This window comes from Chromobacterium haemolyticum DSM 19808 (assembly GCF_000711885.1).
Taxonomy (GTDB): Bacteria; Pseudomonadota; Gammaproteobacteria; order Burkholderiales; family Chromobacteriaceae; genus Chromobacterium; species Chromobacterium haemolyticum.
Window position 1 is genome coordinate 57,872 of the sequence record NZ_JONK01000021.1, and the last position, 20,668, is coordinate 78,539.

A 20,668-nucleotide genomic window follows, 5' to 3' on the forward strand; every position below is an offset into this window, starting at 1 on the left:
TATCCTTCCCTCGGTCAGCGTTTAAGGTTGAATACCGTCCACGGGTCCAGTCGGCTAGGGGCCTCCACCTTTAGCCGCCGTTCGCAGTCTTCCAGATGATGGTGCATCGCCGCCGCCGCGCCGGCGCGGTCACCCGCCTCCAGCCGCGTCAGAATCGCCTCATGCTCGTCGAAGGAGCAGGCGCTTCGGCCGGGCACATCGTACAAAGCGATGATCAGCGAAGTGCGCGAACACAGGCCGTGCATCAGCTCGGTCAACACCTCGTTGTCGGCCAGCCGCGCCAGCTGCACGTGAAAGGCGTTGGACAGGCGAATCCAGCTGACCCGGTCGCCACGCTCGAAAGCCGCGCGCTCGTCGGCCACCATGCGCCGCATAGGCTGCAAACGCTCGGCCAGATCAGGCAAGACCAGCAGTTTGTCCAGAATCGCCGCCTCAACCATGCGTCGGGCCTCGAACACATCTCGGGTTTCCTTCTCGTCCGGCTTGGCGACGAAGGCGCCGCGGTTGGGCTGGATGTCCACAATCTTGTCGTGCGCCAACTGAGCCAGCGCGCTGCGGGCGCTGCTGCGCGAACACTGGAAGGCGTCGCACAGCACCGCCTCGGTCAGCTTCACCCCCGGCAATAGCCGCTGGTCAATCACCGCATCAAAGATTTCCCAGTACAAGCGGTCGGCGTCATTGCTCGGCACGCCGTCACCCACCAAGGTAGACGCCCTGGGCGCGGCGGCGGCCTGGGTTCCGTTAGCCGAATGCAACATGTCTCCTCCCGGTATTTCCATATCCTGCTCTATGCTTTCAGAATTTTGTTGACAATTATTGTCGTGAGCAAACACTATCGTCAACACAAATTGTCGACAATTTCAAATCGCCATCGCGAATAACAAGATCGACGATAACAGGCCCGCCAGATCGGGCCCCACAACAAAGGAGAAACCACTGTGGGCAAATTGACCACCCATGTGCTGGACATCATGCACGGCAAGCCGGCGTCGGACGTGCGCTGCCAGTTGTACCGGCTGGACGGAGAACAACGCCTGTTGCTGGCCGACGCGGCGACCAACCGCGACGGCCGCTGCGAACGCCCGCTGCTGGAAGGCGAGCAGCTGCGCGCAGGCGTGTACGAACTGCTGTTTCATGCCGGCGATTACTTCGCCGCCCAAGGCGTGAAACTGTCGGAACCGCGCTTTCTCGACCAAGTCGTGTTGCGCTTCGGCATCGCCAAGGCGGCCGAAAACTACCATGTGCCGCTGGTCGTCACGCCTTGGAGCTACTCCACCTACCGCGGCAGTTGACGCTGTTCCCGTTCCCCACCCGGAAACCTCGCCATGGAAAACTACCTGCTGGAGCTGGGCAACCTGCTGCTGCGCTGGTTGCACGTGATCGCCGCCATCGCCTGGATAGGCGAATCGATTTACTTCGTCATGCTGGACAACAGCCTGTCGCCGCCCTCCATCGCCGATGCCCGGCGCGGCCTGCACGGAGAGATGTTCGCCGTGCACGGCGGCGGCTTTTACCACAACCAGAAATACCTGGGCCAGCCGCCCTTCCCGCTGGACGACAAGCTGCACTGGTCGTTTTGGAAATCCTACGCCACCTGGCTGTCCGGCTTCGGCCTGTTCTCCCTGCTCTACCTGTTCAACGCCTCCTTCTACCTAGTCAACTCCGCCAGCCCCTGGGCCTGGGCGGCGGCCTTGTCCGGCGGCCAGGCCGCGGTGATCGCCACCGCCTTCCTGCTGGGCGGCTGGCTGGCCTACGACCAGCTCTGCCGCCGCATCAGCCCGGACATGAACCGCGACGGCCCGCTCAGCCTCGCCGTGGCGCTGCTGATGGCGCTGGTGGCCTACGCCAGCAGCCAAATCTTCCAGGGTCGCGCCGCCTTCCTAATCACCGGCGCGGTGATGGCCACCTGCATGTCGGCCAATGTCCTGTTCTGGATCATTCCCGGCCAGCGCCGCATGGTGCGCGCCATCCGGGCCGGCGAAAAACCCAATCCGCTGGACGGCCTGCGCGGCAAGCAGCGCTCGGTGCACAACACCTATTTCACACTACCGGTAGTGTTCCTGATGATCAGCAACCACTACGCCTTCACCTACGGCAACCGCCATGCCTGGCTGATCATGGTGCTGTTCATCCTGTCCGGCGCGCTGATCCGCCAATACTTCGTGCTTCGTCATTCCGGCCACAAGCGGCCGCTGCTGCCGGCGTTGGGCGGCCTGTTGCTGGCTGGCGTGGGCTTATTGGCCGCGCCGCCCCCGCCCAATATCGCGCCAACCGCCCCGCAAGCCGCGGCACCGGTCGCAACGGGCTCCCTGGCGGCGTCGACGGCGCAAAAAACAACCGACAACCTGCATCAGATTCACGCCATCATTCAAAACCGCTGCCTGTCCTGTCACTCGGCCACGCCCAGCCAGGCCGGATTCGTGGCGCCGCCGGCCGGTTTGAAGTTTGACGATGCGCAGGAAATCCTCATCAACGCGCACAGAATCAAGCAGGCGGTGGCGTCCAAATACATGCCGCTGGCCAATTTGACTCAGATGACTCAAGAGGAACGAGAGATTTTGTCCGCATGGGGGCCAGCACCTAGTCACTGACGCCGCGCCGACACGTTTGAAAAAGACGAGAGGCTTAAGAGCCTGTTCAAAGGCTCGCGAGCAAGGGCGAGACCAGGCGAAAACGAGCGAAAAAGCGGAATGCACAGGTGGCGCACGAACATTTCGAGGCGCGCCCCACCCTGCCGTGTCTCACGACGTGTAGCCGATCGTAAACAGGCTAAGCCCGGCCCGGAATGAAAACGCGCATCCTGTCTTTCAAGGCGCGCCGCCCTGCCAACAAACCCCGCCGAGCAGCGGTTCCGCCCAGAAAGGCGGACGGGCTCCCTCATCCGGGGCTTTAGCCATTTCCACCCAGGCCTCCTGCTTGCTCCATTCATACAAGACGCCAGGCTGGATGAGATGCAGGTAGACGCGCTCGAATGCCGACGACTCCAGCAAATCATGGGTGGCGGCGGTCAGCGCCGCTTCCTGGATAAAGGCGGGAAACAGAGTGGTGGCGGCCACGCCGCCGAACTGCGGGATATTGGCCGCCAGCAGCAGGCTCAATTCATAGCCCGGCTTGGCCGCGTAACGCTTCACACATTTGGCTTGAATCCGGTATTTGATCGCGGCGATGGGCGCGTTGGGCACGCTGATCGGCACATCCTCGCCCTGCTGCGCCTGGCGCACTTCGCGCGCGCGCAGACAGCCTTTGCCGCCGCCAAAAAGATGTTCGTCCGCATGGACTTCCGTCACTTCAAAAGCGATCCGCCGGCCGTCGCTGAGGGTGGCGCCGACATCCGGCAGCGGCGGCGGCCAGGACTGCCGGTCCACGGCGTGCAAACCCTTGCGCTGCAATAACCGCAGCACCAGCTCCAGCTCCTTCTGCGCTTTTAACGCCATCGGCCTCCCCCAGCGCACGTCCGGCGGCGTTGCGGCGCGGCGGTGGCCGAAACGCCGAGACGCGGTTATTTTGGCTATCGCTCAACCCAACCCGGCACAAGATATTTCTTTTTAGCACAAAAAATAAGCTATTCAGATTGGATTTAAAGTTTGATAAGCGATGCCGCGCTACTGGGGGGACGCTTTCAGTCCGAGGGGGCCTCTTCGCCGGGCAGCACCACAAATTCACCATCCAGGCCGCCCACCGCTTCGCCTTCGCATTCCAGCGCCACCGCCAGCCGCAGCCGCCCCATGCGTTCGCGCCGCAAAGCACGTTCCAGCTTGTCCCAGGCGGCCGGCTCCGGCGCGGTCGCTCGTGCCAGAAAGCCTGCGGCGATGGGCTTGTCGTAACGCATGCTATTGCCGTGGATGATGACGCGGCCGGGTAAGCCGCGCTCGCGCAGGCGCATGAACACCAGGCTCCAGGCGGCGAGGATGGCCACCGCCGAAGCGCTGCCGCCAAACACGGTGGCGCGGTGATTGATATTGGGCGCCAGCGGCGCGTTCAGGATCACGCGCTCGCCGCTGGCCTCGGCCACGCCGACCTCCATCGCGGCGGACAGCGGGATGTGTTGGTGAAGGTAGTCTTCAAGCGCCTTTGGACTCATGTTTTTCTCCCGGTTCGGCGCGGCCGGCTTCGGCGGCGCCGTCTCCATTCTGCCCCAATAGGTGGCGCTGGAAAAACCACAGGCTGTGGCCCAGTTGCAGTACCTGGTTTTCACGCTTGGCCGCGCCGTGGCCCTCGTCCGGGAACAGGATCAGGCCCCCGTTCACTCCCTTGCCCGCCATGGCGCGATACATTTGCAGCGCCTCGCCCACCGGCACCCGCGGGTCGCTGACGCCCTGGATGATCAGCAGCGGATCGCGCAGCTTGTCGATGTGATTGATCGGCGACAATTGCTCCAGCGCGGCGCGGTCACGTTCCAGATCGCCATACTCGGCGGCGCGCAGCGCGCGTCGGTAAGGCGCGGTGTTTTGCAAGAAGCTGACCAAGTTGGCGATGCCGACATTGGACACGCCGGCATCGTAGGCTCCGGCGAAGATGGTCATCGCCGCCAACGTGGAGTAACCGCCGTAGCTGCCGCCCATCACGCCGATCTTGGGCGCCGCGCCGGCCGCGCCCCACTGACTGCGGATGTAACGCGCGGCATCTTCAATGTCGGACAGCACTTGCAGCCGGCGCGGGCCGTTGTCGCTGTCCAGCCAGGTTTTGCCATAGCCGACGGAACCCCGAACATTGGGCTGCACATAGATGAAGCCGGCGTCGACGAACAATTGCGCCTGCGGAGAGAAGCCGGCGCGGCTCTGCCCTTCCGGACCGCCGTGGAAGTTGACCACCACCGGGCAGGGCGTGGCCGCGCAGCGAGCCGGCCGACGCACAAACATCGGAATCGGCGTGCCGTCGCGCGCCGGATAGCTTTCCAGGCTGGCTTTGGCGAAGCCGCGGGTGTCCAGCTCCGGCGCGGAGGGCAGCAGCCATTGGCCGAGCTTGCCGCTCTTGCTGTCCCAAACATGGCTGCTGGCCGGCGCGGTGTCGGTTTCCACGCTGAAATTGACGTAGCGGCCATCGCGGCTGAGATTCACAACATTAACCTGGGCCGCACCGGGGAAGGCTGGCAACTTCAGCACGCGGTAATGGCGGCGGCCGTCCAAGGCCAGCGCTTTGCCGTAGCCGTCCTGGCTCAAGGTGTAGTACACGCGGCCCTGCTCGCGGTCGATGTTGAGGTTCTCCACATCGCCGCGCGTCTCCGGCGTCAATGGCTTGAATACGCCGGCGCGCCACAGATAGAGACGGTGGTATTCGCCGAACTTATTGGTGCGCACCAGATATTCGCCATCGCGCAGGCCGAAGTCCATCCGGTAGTCGGTGGTCTCGCCTTTACCCAGCAGCGGCTGCAAGGGTTTGCCGTCCGGCGTCCACAGATAGAATTCCGCGCTGGCGTTGCTCAGCGTCTTTTGCAGCAGCAGACGGCCGTCGTCGCGATGGCCGGCGATGCTCCAGGCGCCGCGCTCGCCGAACAAGCGCTCGCGGCGGCCGTCTGCCAGCCGGTAGCGGTATAGGGTATAGCTGTCGGCCCGCTCGTCGTTGCTGCGGTAGTACAGCCATTGGCCGTCCTTGCTGAGAAACTGGAACTGGGTTTGCACGCCGGGCTTGTGCTGTACTTCGCGCAGCGCGCCGCCGCTGGCGGCTTGCAGATAGAGGCCGGGGTTTTCCTCGCCCTTGCGGTCGCGGCTGAGCACCAGCCAGCGCCCATCCGGGCTGACGTCCTGAATCAGGGTGGCGTCTTCGCCGCCGGTCAGCTGCACCGGGAAGCGCTGCGGACCATCCAGTTTCCAGACCTGCGGCACGCCTGTGACGCGCCAGCTGAAATACAACGCCTTGCCGTCCGGAGCCAGCACGCCGGCGCCAGGCGCGCGCAGGTCCAGCATATTCTGCACTTTGCGGCTCAGTTCCGCCGGCAGCGGCGCGGCGCGGTAGCGCGCCACCTCCTCCGCGCTGACACTGGCGGCGCCGAGGCCGCTGTAGCCGCCGGCGGCCCAGCCATGAGTGGAAAGCATCATTAGCGTTGCCGCGGATAAAGCACGAACCATCATGACTGCTCCTGAGCGATTGGGCGGGCCGACCAGTATAGCGGCCATGACAATGACGTTACAACTTGCATTATTCTCATGCCGACTCTGCGACACTTTGTCGCACTCGGAAGCAAATGCCGCACGCTAAACTGGTGCTACTCATCATCATTCGCATTTGCCGACCTTGCCCGGCCATGTTCCAACCCTGATCTAAAAAGCACTCTCATGAAAAAACTCGCCCTGCTAGCCTTGCTAACCGCCTCCGGTTCCGCCCTCGCCCACGTCACCCTGGAAACCCCCACCGCCGCCAGCGGCAGCTATTACAAAGGCGTGCTGAAAATCGGCCATGGCTGCAACGGCAGCCCCACCACCGCCATTAGCGTGGAGCTGCCGGAAGGCGTTCGCCTGGCGCAACCGATGCCGAAAGCCGGCTGGGAGGTGGAGGTGAGCAAGAGCGCGGTCAAGCCTTTCGACAACTATGGCCGTAAGGTAAGCGAGGATGTGAGCCGCATTACCTGGAAGGGCGGCAAGCTGCCGTCCAATTTCTACGATGAGTTCGTATTCCAGGCCAAGATCGCCGCCCAACCGGGCAAGCTCTACTTCAAGGTGAAGCAGCAATGCGAACAGGGCGAAACCAACTGGGCGGAGATTCCGGCCGCTGGTCAAGACGCGCATGACTTGAAGAGCCCGGCGGCGGAGCTGACGGTGACGGCAGGCGTCGCCGGCCATCATCATTAAGACCCGCTAACAAAACCCCTGATCCTGCGTTGCGCCTCCTGGTCGTACCACTTGTACTGTCTGCGTCGGCGCGCCTTGGCTCAGGTTCTCTGCGAGGTTTTGTTAGCGGCTCTAAGCCTTCTCCCCTGCTCCCATGAAAAACGCCGGCGGCGAGTCTCTCGCGGCCGGCGTTGTTGCATGGACGGGTCAGATCAGCGGAACAGGCCCTTGAGCAGGTCCGTCCCCTGGGACAACAGATCCTCGCCTTGCGGCACCTGGCCGTTGGGGGTCAGCTTGTCCACCAGACCAGGCAAGTGCTCGGCCACCAGCTGCGACAGTTGGCCCTGATCCAGGCCAAACTTCTCGGCCAGGCCGGACAGCTGCTCCGAGCCCAGCACTTGCTGAATCTGCTCGGCGGACACCGGCAAATTGCCGCCCTGTCCTACCCAGGACGACACCAGCTCGCCCAAACCGCCTTGCTGGAATTGCTCCAACAGGCCGGACAGGCCGCCCTGCTGTTGCAGCAGGGCCTGCAAGGCTCCGCCAGCGCCGCCTTCCGCGCCGCCGGACAGCAAACCGCTCAAGGAATCGAATATAGCCATGGTGCTCTCCTGTTTGCCGCGCACTGTGCGCGAATCTCGGTAAAAACGGCAGCGCTTGCGCGCCGACTCAAGCCGCCAGCAAGCCCGCCAACCCTCGCATGGTCTGCCAGGGATCGCCGGTTTCCACGCCTTTGATCTGGCGGTCTATGCGTGCGCACTCGTCCAGCGCGGTCATCAGCTTGCGCGGGCCGATGCGGCGCAAGGCCGGCTCGGCCAAACGCTGCTTGTCGCCCCATAACCGCAGTTCGCGCGCCATGTCGCGCGCGTTGCGTCCGTCTTTCAGGCCCTGCCGCAGGCGCAGCAACATACGCACGTCTTCGGTCAGCGACCACAATACCAGCACCGGCGCCTCGCCTTCGGCCATCAGGCCGTCCAGCATGCGCAGCACCCGCGGCACATCGCCGGCCAGCCAGGATTCGGACAAATGGAACACGTCGAAGCGGGCCACATTCGCCACTGCGGCGCGCAGTTGCTCCAGCGTCAACTCTCCGGCCGGGTACAGCAGGGCCAGCTTGTCCACTTCCTGGCGCGCGGCCAGCAAATTGCCTTCGACGCGATCGACGAAGAAGGCCAGCGCCTCGCCGCCCAACACTTGGCCCTGAGCCTTGAGGCGGCGCGTGATCCAGCTTGGCAGCTCGGCGCGGCCTACCAATCGGGCCTCCACGGTTACCGCCAGCTTTTCCAGTGCCTGGAACCACTTGGACTGCTGCTGCGCGCGCTCCAGCTTGGGCAGGGTGATCAGGGTCACTGTGTCCTGCGGCGGCTGAGCCGCCAGCTGTTGCAGCGCCTCGGCGCCTTCGGTGCCGGGCTTGCCGTTGGGAATGCGGATTTCCAGCAGCTTTTGCTCGGCGAACAGCGAAACGCTGCTCATCGCGTCGCGCAGCTGCGACCAATCGAAACCCGCCTCCACCGTCAACACTTCGCGCTCCTGATAGCCTTGATCGCGCGCCGCCTGACGCAGCGCGTCGGCGGCCTCCAAGGCCAGCAGCGCTTCCTCGCCGTGGATCAGGTACAGCGGCGCCAGGCCCTTGCCCAGCGCCGCGATCAGCGCGTCAGGGCTTAGGCTGGGCATCGGCGGGCTTCAGGCTTTGCGGGCCGGTCAGCGGCGCGGCGGCCGGCTTTTTCAGGTAAGCCAGACGACGGACGATCTGCTCCGCCGCGTCGCGACGGGCGTCGGTCCAGATCAGGGCCTCTTCCTGCTCCTTACCGAGGATGGCGCTATCCGAGTAGTTCATGCTGCGGCGCACGACCACGGTCATGTCCGGCTCCACCGGCACGCCGAACAGCACGGTGCGCACCACGGCGGTATAGGTCAGCTGGTACTCGTTGATCTTGCCGCCCACGTTCAGGGTCAGGATGTCCTTGGACTGGTTTTCGCTGAGGATGGTCACCACCGCCTCGGCCTGCTTGGGATTGTCCAGCACTTGCAGGCGCGGGTCGCGCGCCAGCACGGTGCGCACATCGCCGGCCACCGCGGTGCCGCCGCCGTCGAAATACAGCGAGGCGAACGGCAGCGGCTTCATCGGGCCGCCCAGGCCGCGCAGGTGGAAGCCGCAAGCGCTCAGCGTGACGGCCAGCAGCGCCAGCCACAACCATTGCAGGGAAAGTCTCATTCACGATTCCTTATCGGGAAACAATGCTTGCCTGGCCCGGTCCAGCGCGCAGGCCGCGCCCAGGACCGGGGCCATGTCGGTTTACACCACGATGTTGACCAGGCGGCCCGGCACTACGATGATTTTTTTGGCCGGCTTGCCTTCCATGAACTTCTGCACGTTTTCATGCGCCAGCGCCGCGGCCTCGATCGCGTCCTTGGCCGCGTCCGCGGCCACGGTGACGCTGCCGCGCAGCTTGCCGCCCACCTGCACCATCAGTTCGATCTCGCTCTTGACCAGCGCGCTCTCGTCTACTTTCGGCCAGGTTTGTTGCAGCAGTTCGCTGCCCGGGCGCAGCGCGTTCCACAGCGCGTCGCAGATATGCGGCACGATGGGAGACAGCAGCAGCACGACGGTTTCCAGCGTTTCCTGCGCCACCGCGCGGCCGGCGTCGCCGGACTTGTCGGTTTTGTCGTAGGTGTTCAACAGTTCCATCACCGCGGCGATGGCGGTGTTGAATTGCTGACGGCGGCCGTAGTCATCGGCCACTTTCTGGATGGTGGCGTGCAGCTTGAAGCGCAGATCCTTCAGGCCGGCGGACAGTTCGCCGCCGCTGTAGGCCGGAGCCAGGCCGGCGGCTACATGCTCGTTCGTCACTTTCCACAAACGCTTGAGGAAGCGGAACGCGCCTTCCACGCCCGCGTCCGACCATTCCAGGCTCTGTTCCGGCGGAGCCGCGAACATCATGAACAAACGTGCGGTGTCCGCGCCGTAGTTTTCAATGAATTCCTGCGGGTCCACGCCGTTGTTCTTGGACTTGGACATCTTCTCGATGCCGCCCACCACCACCGGCAGGCCGTCGACGCGATGCTTGGCGGCGACGATCTTGCCCTTGGCGTCGCGCTCCAGCACCACGTCCTGCGGCGCGATCCAATCGGTGGCGCCGTTGGGCAGTTCGCGGTAGAAGGTTTCGCACACCACCATGCCCTGGGTCAGCAGGCTCTTGAACGGCTCGTCGCTGGACACCAGGCCTTCGTCGCGCATCAGCTTATGGAAGAAGCGCGCGTACAGCAGGTGCAAAATGGCGTGTTCGATGCCGCCGACGTACTGGTCCACTTGCAGCCAGTAGTCGGCCGCCTTCTTGTCCACCATCGCGGTGTCGCACTTGGGCGAGGCGTAGCGCGCGTAGTACCAGCTGGACTCGACGAAGGTGTCCATGGTGTCGGTTTCGCGCTTGGCCGCGCCGCCGCATTTCGGGCAGCTGGTTTCGTAAAATTCCGGCATTTTGGCCAGCGGGGAGCCTGCGCCGTCCGGAATCACGTTTTCCGGCAACGTCACCGGCAGGTCTTTTTCCGGCACCGGCACATCGCCGCAGCTCTGGCAGTGGATGATGGGGATAGGGCAGCCCCAGTAGCGCTGGCGCGAAATGCCCCAGTCGCGCAGACGGTACTGGGTTTTCTTCTGGCCGGCGGCCTTGGCTTCCAGATCGCCGACGATGGCGTCGAAGGCGGCGACGAAGTTCAGGCCGTCGTATTTGCCGCTGTTCACGGTGCGGATGCTGTCATCCTTGGCCGCGTACCAGTCCTGCCAAACGGCGGCGTCGAAGTTGTCGTCGCCGTTGGCCGGCGCGTAGACCTGCTGGATCGGCAGCTGGTATTTGTTGGCGAATTCGAAGTCGCGCTCGTCATGCGCCGGCACCGCCATCACCGCGCCTTCGCCGTAGCCCCACAGCACGTAGTTGGCCACCCATACCGGCAGCTTGGCGCCGGTCAGCGGGTGGACAACGAACAAGCCAGTGTCCATGCCCTTCTTTTCCATCTTGGCCACGTCGGCCTCGGCTACGGAGCCGGCCTTGCATTCAGCGATGAAGGCTTGCAGCTCCGGCTTGCCGGCCGCGGCCTGGGTGGCCAGCGGGTGTTCGGCGGCCACGGCTACATAGGTGGCGCCCATCAGGGTGTCCGGGCGGGTGGTGTAGACCTTGAGCTGGCCTGCATGGCCGATGCTGGCTTCGTCGTAGGCGAAGGCCACGTCGGAGCCAAAGCTCTTGCCTATCCAGTTGCGTTGCATGGTCTTGACCTGCTCCGGCCAGCCGTCCAGCTTGTCCAGGTCCGCCAGCAACTGCTCGGCGTAGTCGGTGATGCGGAAGTAATACATCGGGATTTCGCGCTTTTCCACCAGCGCGCCGGAGCGCCAGCCGCGGCCGTCCACCACTTGTTCGTTGGCCAGCACGGTCTGATCCACCGGATCCCAGTTGACCACGCCGTTTTTCTTGTAGATCACGCCTTTTTCAAACAAACGGGTGAACAGCCACTGTTCCCAGCGGTAGTAATCCGGTTTGCAGGTGGCCAGCTCGCGTTCCCAGTCCAGCGCAAAACCCAGGCTGTCCAGTTGCTGCTTCATGTACTCGATGTTGGCGTAAGTCCAGGCAGCCGGCGCGCCGCCGTTTTTCATCGCGGCGTTCTCGGCCGGCAGGCCGAAGGCGTCCCAGCCCATCGGCTGCAGCACGTTGAAGCCTTGCAGGCGCTTGAAGCGGGCCAGCACGTCGGTGATGGTGTAGTTGCGCACATGGCCCATGTGCAGCTTGCCGGACGGATACGGGAACATCGACAAAGCGTAGTACTTGGGACGCGAGGCGTCTTCCACGGCTTTGAAGGCGGCAGTCTTCTGCCATTTCTGCTGGGCGGCGGCTTCAACCGCGCGCGGGCTGTATTGTTCTTGCATGGCGATCTTTGTCTGGACTCTGAAATTCAAAAGGCGGAAATACAAAAGGCGGGCTGCCCGGAGGCGCCAGTGATGAGCCGCGCTCCGGATAGCCCGTCCGCAAAAAGGTTGCCCCCATTATAACGGCGTCTTCGCTCCCGCGATAAGACCCCAAAAAAACAAATGCTTGGCCGGCTACTCAGCCTAGCGCAATCACGGGCAGAGCTTGACGCCCCAGCCTTTGCGGCCGCGCCAGCAGGAGAAGTCCTCCTTCACCGCGCGTATGGTCCAGACATTGTTCTCGCGGCTAAGCTGGAAGCGCTGGCGCGTGCCCTTGACGCTGTCGTCCATCAGGCCTTCGCGCAGCAAGGCGATGCTGGCTTTGTCGAACGCTTCCGGCTGGCTGGTCTGGATCACTTTCAGGCTGCGGTATTCGAACTGGCCGTCCTCGCCCAGGCGGTTCTTGGCAAAGCGCAGCACCACCTCAAGCGGCAGTTCGCCCGGCTGGCCGGCAAACGGCAAGCGCGCTTCGTCACTGTAGGCAGAGGCGGCGGCGGGAATCGCGGCCAAGGCGGCGGCGCAGAGCATTATCGCTTTCATGTCCATCCTTGAGTTATCCGGGGAAAGTGGAAAGTTGGGTTCGACTCCTGCTGCGACTAATTAGTTGCTCAGCTTAAGAGCCGCTCCCCTCCCTGATGCTGCATTGCGCCGACTGGTCGTACTCAAGCACGGCCTGAGTCGGCGCGGCTTGCCTCAGCCATGAAACTGAGTTTTGTTAGCCACTCCAAGAACCTGTTTACGATCTGCTGCGCGTCGGCGGGATGAATAGAAAGGGGCATTGAAAGCCCCTTCGAAATACTCATGTATCCTATGTACACTCCGCTTTCTCAGCGGTTTTCGCCTTGTCTCATCTTAGCTCGGGAGATCGTAAACACGCTCTAAACCCGGCCGGCCAGATGGGCGTCGCGGAAACGTTCCAGTTGCCGCAGCAGCGCGTCCAGGATGTCCGGCTCCCACAAAGAATGGCCGGCAGCCTCCACCAGTTCGTAGTGGGCTTGCGGCCAGGCCTGAGCCAACCGCAGCGCGGTGACCGGGGGGCAGACCACATCGTAACGGCCTTGCACAATGGCGGCGGGGATATGGCGAATGCGCGCAAGCCCGGCCAGCAAGGCGCCCTCCGGCAGAAAGACGCGGTTGACGAAGTAATGAGCTTCCAGCCGCGCCAGCGACAATGCCACGTATTCGCTGCCGGCGCGTTCGGCGGCGTCGGCGTTGGGGCTCAGCGCGACGCAAGCGCCCTCGTAACGTCCCCAGGCGCGACAAGCGGGCAGGTGCACCACCGGGTCGGGATCGGTCAGACGCCGGTAGTACGCGGCCAGCAAGTCTCCGCGTTCAGCCTCCGGGATGGGCGCGACGAAACGCTGCCACTCCTCGGGAAAGAACTGGCCCATGCCGTGCAGGAACCAGTCGATCTCGCTGCGCTCGCCCAGGAAGATGCCGCGCAGGATCAGCCCGCTGACACGGTCCGGATGCGCCTGGGCGTAAGCCAGCGCCAGCGTGCTGCCCCAGGAGCCTCCGAACACCAGCCAGCGCTCAATCCCCAGGTGCTCGCGCAGCCGCTCGATGTCCGCCACCAGATGGGCGGTGCTGTTGTCGCGCAGCTCGCCGCGCGGCGTCGAACGGCCGCTGCCACGCTGATCGAACAGCACCGCGCGGTAAAAGCCGGGGTCGAACAACTGACGGCAGGCCGGCACGCAGCCGTCGCCCGGTCCGCCGTGAAGATAGAGCGCCGGATAGCCCTGCGGCAAACCGCATTGCTCCCAGTACATCGCATGCAAGCCATCCAGCGGCAACATGCCGCTGGCGAACGGTGCTATAGGCGGATACAACATGGCCTCTCCATACGGGGAACAAGGGAAAACGCGCCGCGCTCAACCGCGCAGCAGGTTGTATAGCATCTCGCTGGCCATTACCGCCATCAAGGCGGCGAACACCTGCTTCAAACGGGCCACCGGCAGCTTGTGCGCGGCGCGCGCCCCCAAGGGGGCCATTAACACCGTCATCAGCATCAGCGCCAGCATGGCCGGCAGATAAACGAAGCCCAAGGCGCCGGCCGGCAAGCCGGCCGCGCCCCAGCCGCTATAAAGGTAGCCGACGGCGCCGGATACGGCGATGGGCCAGCCCAGCGCCGCGCTGGTGGCGATAGCGGTGCGCACCGGCACATTGCACCAACTCATGAAAGGGACGCTCATTGAGCCGCCGCCTATGCCCACCCAGCTGGAGATCATGCCGATCAACCCGCCAGCGCCCCATTGCCCGGCCGGGCTCGGCATTCCGCGGCTGGCTTGCGGCTTGAGGTTGAAGAACATTTGCACCGCGACCAGGTAGGCGTAACCCACAAAGAACCATTTCAGCGCCAGCCCGGAGATCTCACCGGCCACCAGGCTGCCCAGCAAGGTGCCGATCACCATCGCCGGCGCCATCGCCCTCACAATGCGCCAATCCACCGCGCCCTTCTTATGATGGGCGCGCACGCTAGACAGGCTGGTGAACACCATGACCGCCAGCGAAGTGCCCACCGCCAGATGCTGGGCATGATCGCCGCCCAACTGCGCGGCGGACAAGACGCCCAAAACCACCGGCACAATGACCAGGCCGCCGCCGACGCCGAGCAATCCGGCCAGAAAGCCGGCCACCGCGCCGCAGGCCAGCAGCGCCAGAATCAGCGGAACGCTCAGCATGCCAGCAACTGTTCAGTGATATAGCGCCATTCGTCCTCGCTCAACGGGGTGATGGACAGCCGATTGCCGCGCTTGAGCACTGTCATCTCAGCCAGGGGCGGGTGTTGACGCAGCTCCGCCGGCGACAGCAGCCGGGTCTTGCGCAGAAAACGCACGTCCACCGCCAGCCAACGCGGCGCGTCGGGTGAAGACTTGGGGTCGTAGTAAGGGCTTTCCGGATCAAACTGGCTGGAGTCTGGATGAGCGGCGGCGGCGATTTCCGCCAGACCGGCCACCCCCGGTTCCGGACAAGACGAATGCCAGAACAGCAGCCGGTCCCCCACTTGCATGCCGTCGCGCATGAAATTGCGCGCCTGGTAATTGCGCACGCCGGTCCACTCGAACAAGCGTTCGGGCTCGGCGGCGAGATCGTCGATCGAAGTATCGTCCGGTTCGGACTTCATCAGCCAATATCGCATGGGCAATGTCTGTTAATTAGTCAGGGAAAGGGTTAACGCTTGCTCAATCTTACCTGGAAAGATTGCCGTTTATGCTGACATTGGCATCCCAAGGGGATATGGCGATAACTGAAAGAAAGGATGAAGGCGATGAATACCCGTGCCAAACAATGTCTGCTGGGACTGGCGCTGGCCGCCGGCTTAAGCGCTTGCGTAGTAGAGCCGCCCAGGGTGGCCGTCAGGCCGGTGGTGGTCAGGCCGGCCCCGGTGGTGGTGACGCCGGTTTACGGCTATTACTACGGCGGCCGCCACGACTGGCGCTGATCGCTCAATGTGTCCGCAAATACAGCCAGCCGCCCAGCGCGGCCAGATTCAAGGCCGCGCCGCACCAGAACAAAAGCCGAAACGGCTGCTTGACGGTTTTATGGCGGAACAGCCTGCGCGCCATCAGCCCGCCCGGCCAGCCGCACAACACGCCCAGCCACAACAACCTGGCCTCAGGCGTGCGCGGCCCGCCGCGCTCCGCCGCCCGCTTGTCCCGCCAGTACAAAACAAAGCACAGCAGGCTCAGGCTCAGATACAGCCACGCCACCGCCCATTCCAAACGCCCCAGCAGAGCCAGCGCCGGCAAAACGGCCAGAAAGACGACGGCTAGGGGCATAAGGGGCGTAAGGGCAGCCTGCGCAGGCCGGATTCGGTCAACAAATAATCGAGCCGGACGTCCCACGCTTCGCGCGGCACCCGCTCCACGCGTTGGCAATCATAGGCCACGCCCACCAGCAAGGGCTTGCCGAACTGGCGCGCGCGCTGGCGGAAGGCCAGCGTGGTGTCGTAGAACCCCCCGCCCTGGCCCATGCGATAGCCATCGTCGTCAATGGCCAGCAGCGGCACAAACAACACGTCCAGCCGTTCCGCGCGCAGCGCCGGGCCATCGTATTCGACGATCCGGTAACGCGGATGCAGATACCAGCGGTCCGCCGCGCCCAAGCGGCTGAACCAGAGCCGACGGCCGCGCCGCGGGATCTGCGGCAGATAGACTTCCGCGCCGCGCCACAGCGCGGCGCTCATCAGGACCTCCAGATCCAGCTCAGAACCGGCTGCCAGATAAGCGCCCACGCGCTTGCCGCGTTTGAGCAGCCGCGAGGCATGACGGGCGATCGCCCTCATCGCCTGCAAACGATAGCCAGGGCTCAGCGCCTGGCGCGCACGGCGAATCCGCCTGCGCAATGCGGGCTTGTCTAGGGAAACCGGATCGGAAACAAAGGAAAGTGCGGTCATGGCAGAGGGGGGAGCCCCCGCGAGTGTCGTTCGGGCAAAATTCGCTTGTACCCTGTTTCCAGGGAGGGCCGCCTGCCAGTCATTTCGGGCGCATCCACAAGAGGACGCGGCACGCCCATGACTCACGCTAGCAGCCTGAAGCGAACGCATTGGTACAAAGGAATTGTGTGCCTTCACAAACACCGCAGGGGGTACTGACCTTGGTGTTCGCCAGCTGCTCTGCGTTTAAAACAGCGCTTGCTGGCTTTCGCGAAGCGCTTGGTCGGCGGCTTCGCTCATACTGCGTATTTTACGCTGAAACGCCGCCATCTCCAAGCCCTCTCCCACTTTTGTCTTCAACAAATCGTGGGCAATGTTCAGCGCGGCCATGATGGCTATCTTGTCGGCGTCCATTACCTTGCCATGCTGCTGAATCATTTCGATCTTGCCGGCCAGCAGACGCACCGCCTCTTGCAGCGTTTCCTTTTCTTCCGCCGGGGTGCCAATGGTGAAGGAACGCCCCAGCAGTTCGATTTCAACCTGAGCCACGTCGCTCATTCCGCATCCTCCGACGCCTTGGGCAGGCGCTCGACCAGAGCCGCCACCCGCGCGCGGGTTTCGTTGACTTTGAAGTTCAGCTCCGCATTTTCCCGCAGCGCTTCGGACAGCGCTTCGGCAAAACGGCCGTTTTGTGTTTCAAGTTCGCGAATGCGCGCCACCAACGCCGTCACCCTCGACTCGAGATATTCCAGTTCCTTGTCCATGGCGGCGAGGATAGCCGGCGCTCACTTGGCCGTCAAACCCAGCCGCTGCCGCGCTGTGTCCAGCGCGAGACACAAGGCCTCCGCGCCGTCCACCAGCCGCGGACCGGGCACGACCATGGCGTCGCCCGGCAGGGCGAACAGCGCGTCTTTGGCCACAGCCGGCAGCGTTTGCCAACGCCGCCACATCCTCAGGCTGGCTTCGTCTCCAGCCAGAATCACCTGCGGACGCGACGCCACCACAGTGGCGGCGGACACTTGCGGCGCGGGTTGCCGGACATCGCGGAACACATTGACCCCGCCGCACAGGCGGATCAGCGGGCCCATGAAGCTCTGATCGCTGACGGTGAAGATAGGCGTCTGACTGACTTGGTAGAACACCCTCACCGGGGCGCGCTCGCCGTAACGCCTGCGTAGATCCGCCAAGCGCTGGCGATATCCCCCCGCCGCCTTGGCGGCGCTCTCGTTAACGCCGGCCAGCCGTCCCAGCGCCAGCATTTCCTTGGCCACGTCGTCCGGCTGCAAGGGATGGCTCAGATAAACAGGAATGCCCAGGCCGCGCAAACGCTCCAGTTCACGCGGCGCTCCACCGTCGCGCCAGGCCACCACCAGGTCCGGCCGCTGACGCATGACCTCCTCCAGACTGAAGCCGGTGAAGCTGCCCACCCGCGGCAAGCGCTTGGCGGCGTCCGGGTGGTCGCTATACTCCACCGTGGCCACCAGCTTGTCGCCAGCGCCGATCGCGTACAACATTTCCGTGGCGTGCGGCACCAGGGTCAAAATCCTTTGCGCCGGCTGCGCCAACGTGATGGTCTGACCGCTGCCGTCCTGAGCGCTGACCGCCGCCGTCGCCTGCAGCGCGCTCAACAGCAGCGTCAAACCCAACAACCGTCTCATGCCTCCCCTTTCAACACCAGCGGCAAGCCGCAGGCCACCAACGTCACCCGCCGACAGGCCGCCGCCACCGCTTGGTTCAAGCGCCCCAACTCGTCGACAAAGCAACGAGTCTGGGCATTGGCCGACACCACGCCCCAGCCGATTTCATTGCTGACCAGCAGCACCTCGCCCCTCGTCTGCTCCAGCGCGGCCAGCAACTTAGCTCGCTCCTGCTCGAAACCGACTGCGTCGAAACCGCCGTCCTCATCGAAAAAACGCATCAGCCACATGCCCAAACAGTCGATCAGCAGCAGGCCGCCGACCGCGTCATGGCGCAACAACTCAGCGGCCAGCCCACGACCGGCCTCCGCTTGCGACCACTCGGCCGGACGCCGCCGGCGATGATGCTCGACGCGGGCGGCGAACTCGGCGTCGCCGCCGCGCAACTCCGCCGTGGCCAGATAGCAAACCGGGCCTGGATGGGCCAGGGCCAGGGTTTCGGCGTAGCGGCTCTTGCCGCTGCGCGCGCCGCCGGAGATGAGGTGGGGCATGCTCCCTACTTTTCTGCGCTATTGCGCCTGATATGTCACACCGATATAACCGCCCAAACCACTAGTGTTGTAACCATAAGCCGTGGTGTAACGCTTCTCGAAGATATTGCTCAGGCGCATTGTTGCCGTCCACTCCTTGGCCAAACGATAGTTGGCGAACAAATTGGTCAATGAGTAACCTCCCAAAGTGACAGGCGCAGATGGGAAAGGCCGGTAATCTACATCCGGCCGCTTAGCGCTAGCCTGCCATTCAAGCCCAGTAATCGCTTTACCCCAATCATAGGCAGCGCTCATCTGCGCAAATGCGCGCGCACGGCGTTGCAATTGCAGATGGCTGCTCTCATCGATCGGGTCCTGATACGTGGCCGAACCGGCAAGATCCCACGCGCCGTATGTCACAGCGCCAGACAAAGTGACGCCACGAATATGAGCATCACGATTGAGGGATTGCTTTTGCTGATAAACAATCAGATTTTCGATTCGATTATCAAACAAAGACAACTCCAAGCGACGGCCTTTCCCAAGCCACTTCAGGCCCAGTTCGATATTGCGCGAAGTCTCGGGCTGCAGGAGCGGGTTGCCGTAGTTAGGCCAATACAAGTCATTGAAGGTGGGCGCCTTATAAGCTGTTCCGTAGCTTGCTCGTGCGGTCAGCTCATCGCTAAGGCGGTAACCATAAGCCAATTGCCCTGTGGTCTTGCCACCAAACTGGGAATCCTTATCATTGCGCAGATTAGCCTGCACTAAATGATGACCAAACTCTCCAGAGTAACCGATAAACCCGGCATTATTGGTACGTTGGGTCACAGAGTAACCATTCGGCAAATAAGTCGACTTACCATCAACATTCTGCTGGGTATGCACCGCACCAGCCAAGAACGTACCGATACTCGTCTTGATATCGTTCTGCCAGAACCATTCATTCTGGCGAGTCTCTATCAAGCTGTCTCGGTTCACCATATCACTGCCAATCCAAGTTTCCTGGCGATCAACCGTGTGGCTGAAACGTAAAGTACTGACCCAATGCTCCATCAACGCATTTTTGGATTGGATAGTAAAACCGTTTTGACGGCTTTTCTGCAAATCCTCGCCAACAAGCGACTGGTCATAATCGAATTTGCTAAAAGTCTGGAAAGCACGCACCGTCAGATCATGACCCGGCAACAGTGTTTGGGTGACATTGGCGCTGTAAGAAAGGTTGCGATACGGATCCCGGTCTGGGTTGTAGTTGGAACTGTCTCTGTTAGTGGCGGAAATCCCTTCATTGATTTCATGGTTTAGATTCAGGCTAAACGCGGTATTCTCGACTTTACCGCTAACCCCAGCCCCAACCTTCACCAAACCATGATCGCCAATACCAAAACTGGCATTCAACTTGGGACTGCCTTTGCCCTCGCGGGTAAAGATCTGGATCACCCCTCCAATTGCATCCGCGCCATACAGACTGGAACCCGACCCTCTCAAAATCTCTACTTTCTCGATCTGTTCGAGAGGAATGTTCTCAACTGCGCTGACGCCTGTTGTGGCCGAAACAATACGCACTCCGTCCACCAACACGACAGTCTGATTGGAATTGGCCCCACGCATGAAAATACTGGATGGCGCGCCACGCGCTCCTGTACTGACAATCTCCAAGCCCCCTTGACGCGATAACAATTGAGGCAAGCTGGTTGCAGCTGATTGTTCGATCTGTTCGCGCGTGATCACACTCACGTCGGACAAGGTCTTGGAAATCTCCTGCGGCTGGCGCGTGGCGGTCACCACTACCGGATCGCCGGCGAACTCGGGCACATTGGCGGCGTAGGCCTGGCCGGCGCAAGCCAGCGAAACCAGCAACGCGCATTGTTGGGGCTTGAACATGAAACACACTCCACTTTTATGATCTGGCCGCCGTGGCGGCATTGTTAGGAAGAGTGCGAAGAAGGCATGAAAAGGGGGACGCCGCGGCAGAGCGCCGGGCAGTCTGTCGGATCGCCTCCCCGCGATACTCCAGTGCGGCCGCCTTCCGGGCAGCCATAGCGCGCGCATTGTCTCCATGATCGCGCATGCCAGCAGGCCGGTCTCCGGGCTGGGCCTTGCGGCGATGCGCCTTCCCATCCCATGGACAGTGGCCATTGCATCGCCTGGGCGTTTAGGTTCAAGAGCTCGCGAATCAAACGCGACGCTATTGAACAGCTTCATACGCCAGGCCTTACCGTTGCGGGGGCAGCGCCGGTTTTTCACCGGCTTCCCGTTTCATCCGCGCCATTGAGACGCGGACACCTGCTAGGCTCAGGATTATACCGGAGAGCATCCCGACGGGATGGTGCCAAAAGAAATATGTTTAGTTAGGATCAAATCGCCCATCGGCTGCGGGTTGCCCCCGTGCGCGGCTATCGCTTAAAGTC

The 20,668-nt window shown here is 62.9% G+C and carries 23 protein-coding genes, 1 other RNA gene and 1 riboswitch; of the genes, 4 read left to right on the plus strand and 20 right to left on the minus strand.

The features are described from left to right. Nucleotides 1-14 precede the first annotated feature (14 nt). Nucleotides 15-758 carry a GntR family transcriptional regulator gene (locus BR71_RS13600; protein ID WP_043638250.1) on the minus strand — a complete coding sequence of 248 codons (744 nt, stop codon included), beginning with the start codon at nucleotides 756-758 and terminating at the stop codon, nucleotides 15-17. A gap of 180 nt (nucleotides 759-938) precedes the next feature. Here BR71_RS13600 and uraH point away from each other — a divergent pair, with 180 nt between their 5' ends. Further along, nucleotides 939-1,292, plus strand: coding sequence for a hydroxyisourate hydrolase (uraH, locus tag BR71_RS13605; RefSeq protein ID WP_043638254.1), 354 nt, complete (start codon nucleotides 939-941; stop codon nucleotides 1,290-1,292). Nucleotides 1,293-1,325: 33 nt separating this feature from the next. Further along, nucleotides 1,326-2,591 (plus strand): urate hydroxylase PuuD, encoded by a 1,266-nt coding sequence (locus tag BR71_RS13610; protein ID WP_043638256.1) that lies wholly within the window; start codon nucleotides 1,326-1,328, stop codon nucleotides 2,589-2,591. A gap of 216 nt (nucleotides 2,592-2,807) precedes the next feature. Here the strand turns inward: BR71_RS13610 and BR71_RS13615 are convergent, their stop codons facing one another. From BR71_RS13615 to BR71_RS13625, 3 genes are all read right to left on the minus strand, one after another. Next, nucleotides 2,808-3,434 carry a hypothetical protein gene (locus tag BR71_RS13615; protein ID WP_043638261.1) on the minus strand — a complete coding sequence of 209 codons (627 nt, stop codon included), beginning with the start codon at nucleotides 3,432-3,434 and terminating at the stop codon, nucleotides 2,808-2,810. A 185-nt stretch (nucleotides 3,435-3,619) separates the two neighbouring features. Then, the gene (locus BR71_RS13620) at nucleotides 3,620-4,081 is read right to left on the minus strand and encodes a YiiD C-terminal domain-containing protein (RefSeq protein WP_043638264.1); all 462 of its coding nucleotides are present in this window, start codon (nucleotides 4,079-4,081) and stop codon (nucleotides 3,620-3,622) included. Next, nucleotides 4,062-6,035, minus strand: a complete 1,974-nt coding sequence (locus BR71_RS13625; protein ID WP_208854874.1) for a S9 family peptidase — start codon at nucleotides 6,033-6,035, stop codon at nucleotides 4,062-4,064. The genes BR71_RS13620 and BR71_RS13625 overlap by 20 nt, the downstream gene beginning before the upstream one ends. 237 nt (nucleotides 6,036-6,272) lie before the next feature. Here BR71_RS13625 and BR71_RS13630 point away from each other — a divergent pair, with 237 nt between their 5' ends. Then, nucleotides 6,273-6,785, plus strand: coding sequence for a YcnI family copper-binding membrane protein (locus BR71_RS13630; RefSeq protein ID WP_043638268.1), 513 nt, complete (start codon nucleotides 6,273-6,275; stop codon nucleotides 6,783-6,785). Between the two features lie 191 nt (nucleotides 6,786-6,976). Here BR71_RS13630 and BR71_RS13635 read toward each other — a convergent pair whose 3' ends face one another. The 8 genes from BR71_RS13635 to BR71_RS13670 all read right to left on the minus strand — a co-directional run bounded on the left by BR71_RS13635 (nucleotide 6,977) and on the right by BR71_RS13670 (nucleotide 14,857). After that, nucleotides 6,977-7,366: a YidB family protein gene (locus BR71_RS13635; protein WP_043638272.1), complete on the minus strand. Its 390-nt coding sequence runs from the start codon at nucleotides 7,364-7,366 to the stop codon at nucleotides 6,977-6,979. Between the two features lie 67 nt (nucleotides 7,367-7,433). Then, entirely contained in the window at nucleotides 7,434-8,438 is a 1,005-nt protein-coding gene (holA, locus tag BR71_RS13640; protein ID WP_043638275.1) for a DNA polymerase III subunit delta, read from the minus strand. Continuing rightward, nucleotides 8,419-8,979 (minus strand): LPS-assembly lipoprotein LptE, encoded by a 561-nt coding sequence (locus BR71_RS13645; protein WP_081555232.1) that lies wholly within the window; start codon nucleotides 8,977-8,979, stop codon nucleotides 8,419-8,421. The genes holA and BR71_RS13645 overlap by 20 nt, the downstream gene beginning before the upstream one ends. A gap of 81 nt (nucleotides 8,980-9,060) precedes the next feature. Next, nucleotides 9,061-11,679, minus strand: coding sequence for a leucine--tRNA ligase (leuS, locus tag BR71_RS13650; protein WP_043638278.1), 2,619 nt, complete (start codon nucleotides 11,677-11,679; stop codon nucleotides 9,061-9,063). Nucleotides 11,680-11,871: 192 nt separating this feature from the next. Further along, a complete protein-coding gene (locus BR71_RS13655) occupies nucleotides 11,872-12,258 on the minus strand; it encodes a hypothetical protein (protein WP_143330216.1) in 387 nt (128 codons plus the stop codon). Between the two features lie 338 nt (nucleotides 12,259-12,596). Further along, entirely contained in the window at nucleotides 12,597-13,550 is a 954-nt protein-coding gene (pip, locus tag BR71_RS13660) for a prolyl aminopeptidase (RefSeq protein ID WP_043638284.1), read from the minus strand. Nucleotides 13,551-13,589: 39 nt separating this feature from the next. Then, the gene (locus BR71_RS13665) at nucleotides 13,590-14,399 is read right to left on the minus strand and encodes a sulfite exporter TauE/SafE family protein (RefSeq protein ID WP_043638287.1); all 810 of its coding nucleotides are present in this window, start codon (nucleotides 14,397-14,399) and stop codon (nucleotides 13,590-13,592) included. Further along, nucleotides 14,393-14,857 (minus strand): EVE domain-containing protein, encoded by a 465-nt coding sequence (locus BR71_RS13670; RefSeq protein WP_043638290.1) that lies wholly within the window; start codon nucleotides 14,855-14,857, stop codon nucleotides 14,393-14,395. The genes BR71_RS13665 and BR71_RS13670 overlap by 7 nt, the downstream gene beginning before the upstream one ends. 129 nt (nucleotides 14,858-14,986) lie before the next feature. Between BR71_RS13670 and BR71_RS24570 the strand changes: the two genes are divergently transcribed. Further along, nucleotides 14,987-15,160: a hypothetical protein gene (locus BR71_RS24570; RefSeq protein ID WP_162835138.1), complete on the plus strand. Its 174-nt coding sequence runs from the start codon at nucleotides 14,987-14,989 to the stop codon at nucleotides 15,158-15,160. A 4-nt stretch (nucleotides 15,161-15,164) separates the two neighbouring features. On the opposite strand, the gene BR71_RS13680 is transcribed toward BR71_RS24570, so the two are convergent. The 8 genes from BR71_RS13680 to BR71_RS13710 all read right to left on the minus strand — a co-directional run bounded on the left by BR71_RS13680 (nucleotide 15,165) and on the right by BR71_RS13710 (nucleotide 20,141). Further along, complete coding sequence (locus BR71_RS13680; protein ID WP_043638293.1) at nucleotides 15,165-15,497, minus strand: DUF1294 domain-containing protein; 333 nt, start codon at nucleotides 15,495-15,497, stop codon at nucleotides 15,165-15,167. After that, entirely contained in the window at nucleotides 15,488-16,114 is a 627-nt protein-coding gene (locus BR71_RS13685) for a 5-formyltetrahydrofolate cyclo-ligase (protein WP_052370564.1), read from the minus strand. Before BR71_RS13685 ends, BR71_RS13680 begins: the two co-directional genes overlap by 10 nt. 10 nt (nucleotides 16,115-16,124) lie before the next feature. Further along, a non-coding RNA gene (ssrS, locus tag BR71_RS23615) (6S RNA) lies at nucleotides 16,125-16,308 on the minus strand. A 31-nt stretch (nucleotides 16,309-16,339) separates the two neighbouring features. Next, nucleotides 16,340-16,651 carry a cell division protein ZapA gene (locus tag BR71_RS13690; protein WP_019101793.1) on the minus strand — a complete coding sequence of 104 codons (312 nt, stop codon included), beginning with the start codon at nucleotides 16,649-16,651 and terminating at the stop codon, nucleotides 16,340-16,342. Next, nucleotides 16,648-16,857, minus strand: a complete 210-nt coding sequence (locus BR71_RS13695; protein ID WP_043638301.1) for a hypothetical protein — start codon at nucleotides 16,855-16,857, stop codon at nucleotides 16,648-16,650. The genes BR71_RS13690 and BR71_RS13695 overlap by 4 nt, the downstream gene beginning before the upstream one ends. Nucleotides 16,858-16,878: 21 nt before the next feature. After that, nucleotides 16,879-17,751, minus strand: coding sequence for a cobalamin-binding protein (locus BR71_RS13700; RefSeq protein ID WP_043638304.1), 873 nt, complete (start codon nucleotides 17,749-17,751; stop codon nucleotides 16,879-16,881). Continuing rightward, entirely contained in the window at nucleotides 17,748-18,281 is a 534-nt protein-coding gene (gene cobU, locus BR71_RS13705) for a bifunctional adenosylcobinamide kinase/adenosylcobinamide-phosphate guanylyltransferase (RefSeq protein ID WP_043638311.1), read from the minus strand. Before cobU ends, BR71_RS13700 begins: the two co-directional genes overlap by 4 nt. Nucleotides 18,282-18,299: 18 nt before the next feature. Next, nucleotides 18,300-20,141, minus strand: a complete 1,842-nt coding sequence (locus BR71_RS13710; protein ID WP_043638313.1) for a TonB-dependent receptor domain-containing protein — start codon at nucleotides 20,139-20,141, stop codon at nucleotides 18,300-18,302. Nucleotides 20,142-20,318: 177 nt separating this feature from the next. Further along, nucleotides 20,319-20,562: riboswitch (cobalamin riboswitch) on the minus strand. Nucleotides 20,563-20,668 lie beyond the last annotated feature (106 nt).

What these genes read in the sequence shown, in the direction of transcription:
- BR71_RS13695 (WP_043638301.1), bottom strand. Translation starts at nt 16,857, where the DNA reads ATGGACAAGGAACTGGAATATCTCGAGTCGAGGGTGACGGCGTTGGTG.
- BR71_RS13600 (WP_043638250.1), bottom strand. Translation starts at nt 758, where the DNA reads ATGTTGCATTCGGCTAACGGAACCCAGGCCGCCGCCGCGCCCAGGGCG.
- BR71_RS13670 (WP_043638290.1), bottom strand. Translation starts at nt 14,857, where the DNA reads ATGCGATATTGGCTGATGAAGTCCGAACCGGACGATACTTCGATCGAC.
- pip (WP_043638284.1), bottom strand. Translation starts at nt 13,550, where the DNA reads ATGTTGTATCCGCCTATAGCACCGTTCGCCAGCGGCATGTTGCCGCTG.
- BR71_RS13685 (WP_052370564.1), bottom strand. Translation starts at nt 16,114, where the DNA reads ATGACCGCACTTTCCTTTGTTTCCGATCCGGTTTCCCTAGACAAGCCC.
- BR71_RS13630 (WP_043638268.1), top strand. Translation starts at nt 6,273, where the DNA reads ATGAAAAAACTCGCCCTGCTAGCCTTGCTAACCGCCTCCGGTTCCGCC.
- BR71_RS13615 (WP_043638261.1), bottom strand. Translation starts at nt 3,434, where the DNA reads ATGGCGTTAAAAGCGCAGAAGGAGCTGGAGCTGGTGCTGCGGTTATTG.
- BR71_RS13620 (WP_043638264.1), bottom strand. Translation starts at nt 4,081, where the DNA reads ATGAGTCCAAAGGCGCTTGAAGACTACCTTCACCAACACATCCCGCTG.
- BR71_RS13655 (WP_143330216.1), bottom strand. Translation starts at nt 12,258, where the DNA reads ATGAAAGCGATAATGCTCTGCGCCGCCGCCTTGGCCGCGATTCCCGCC.
- BR71_RS13690 (WP_019101793.1), bottom strand. Translation starts at nt 16,651, where the DNA reads ATGAGCGACGTGGCTCAGGTTGAAATCGAACTGCTGGGGCGTTCCTTC.
- BR71_RS24570 (WP_162835138.1), top strand. Translation starts at nt 14,987, where the DNA reads ATGAATACCCGTGCCAAACAATGTCTGCTGGGACTGGCGCTGGCCGCC.
- BR71_RS13665 (WP_043638287.1), bottom strand. Translation starts at nt 14,399, where the DNA reads ATGCTGAGCGTTCCGCTGATTCTGGCGCTGCTGGCCTGCGGCGCGGTG.
- cobU (WP_043638311.1), bottom strand. Translation starts at nt 18,281, where the DNA reads ATGCCCCACCTCATCTCCGGCGGCGCGCGCAGCGGCAAGAGCCGCTAC.
- holA (WP_043638275.1), bottom strand. Translation starts at nt 8,438, where the DNA reads ATGCCCAGCCTAAGCCCTGACGCGCTGATCGCGGCGCTGGGCAAGGGC.
- BR71_RS13710 (WP_043638313.1), bottom strand. Translation starts at nt 20,141, where the DNA reads ATGTTCAAGCCCCAACAATGCGCGTTGCTGGTTTCGCTGGCTTGCGCC.
- BR71_RS13645 (WP_081555232.1), bottom strand. Translation starts at nt 8,979, where the DNA reads ATGAGACTTTCCCTGCAATGGTTGTGGCTGGCGCTGCTGGCCGTCACG.
- BR71_RS13625 (WP_208854874.1), bottom strand. Translation starts at nt 6,035, where the DNA reads ATGATGCTTTCCACTCATGGCTGGGCCGCCGGCGGCTACAGCGGCCTC.
- BR71_RS13700 (WP_043638304.1), bottom strand. Translation starts at nt 17,751, where the DNA reads ATGAGACGGTTGTTGGGTTTGACGCTGCTGTTGAGCGCGCTGCAGGCG.
- leuS (WP_043638278.1), bottom strand. Translation starts at nt 11,679, where the DNA reads ATGCAAGAACAATACAGCCCGCGCGCGGTTGAAGCCGCCGCCCAGCAG.
- BR71_RS13610 (WP_043638256.1), top strand. Translation starts at nt 1,326, where the DNA reads ATGGAAAACTACCTGCTGGAGCTGGGCAACCTGCTGCTGCGCTGGTTG.
- BR71_RS13680 (WP_043638293.1), bottom strand. Translation starts at nt 15,497, where the DNA reads ATGCCCCTAGCCGTCGTCTTTCTGGCCGTTTTGCCGGCGCTGGCTCTG.
- BR71_RS13635 (WP_043638272.1), bottom strand. Translation starts at nt 7,366, where the DNA reads ATGGCTATATTCGATTCCTTGAGCGGTTTGCTGTCCGGCGGCGCGGAA.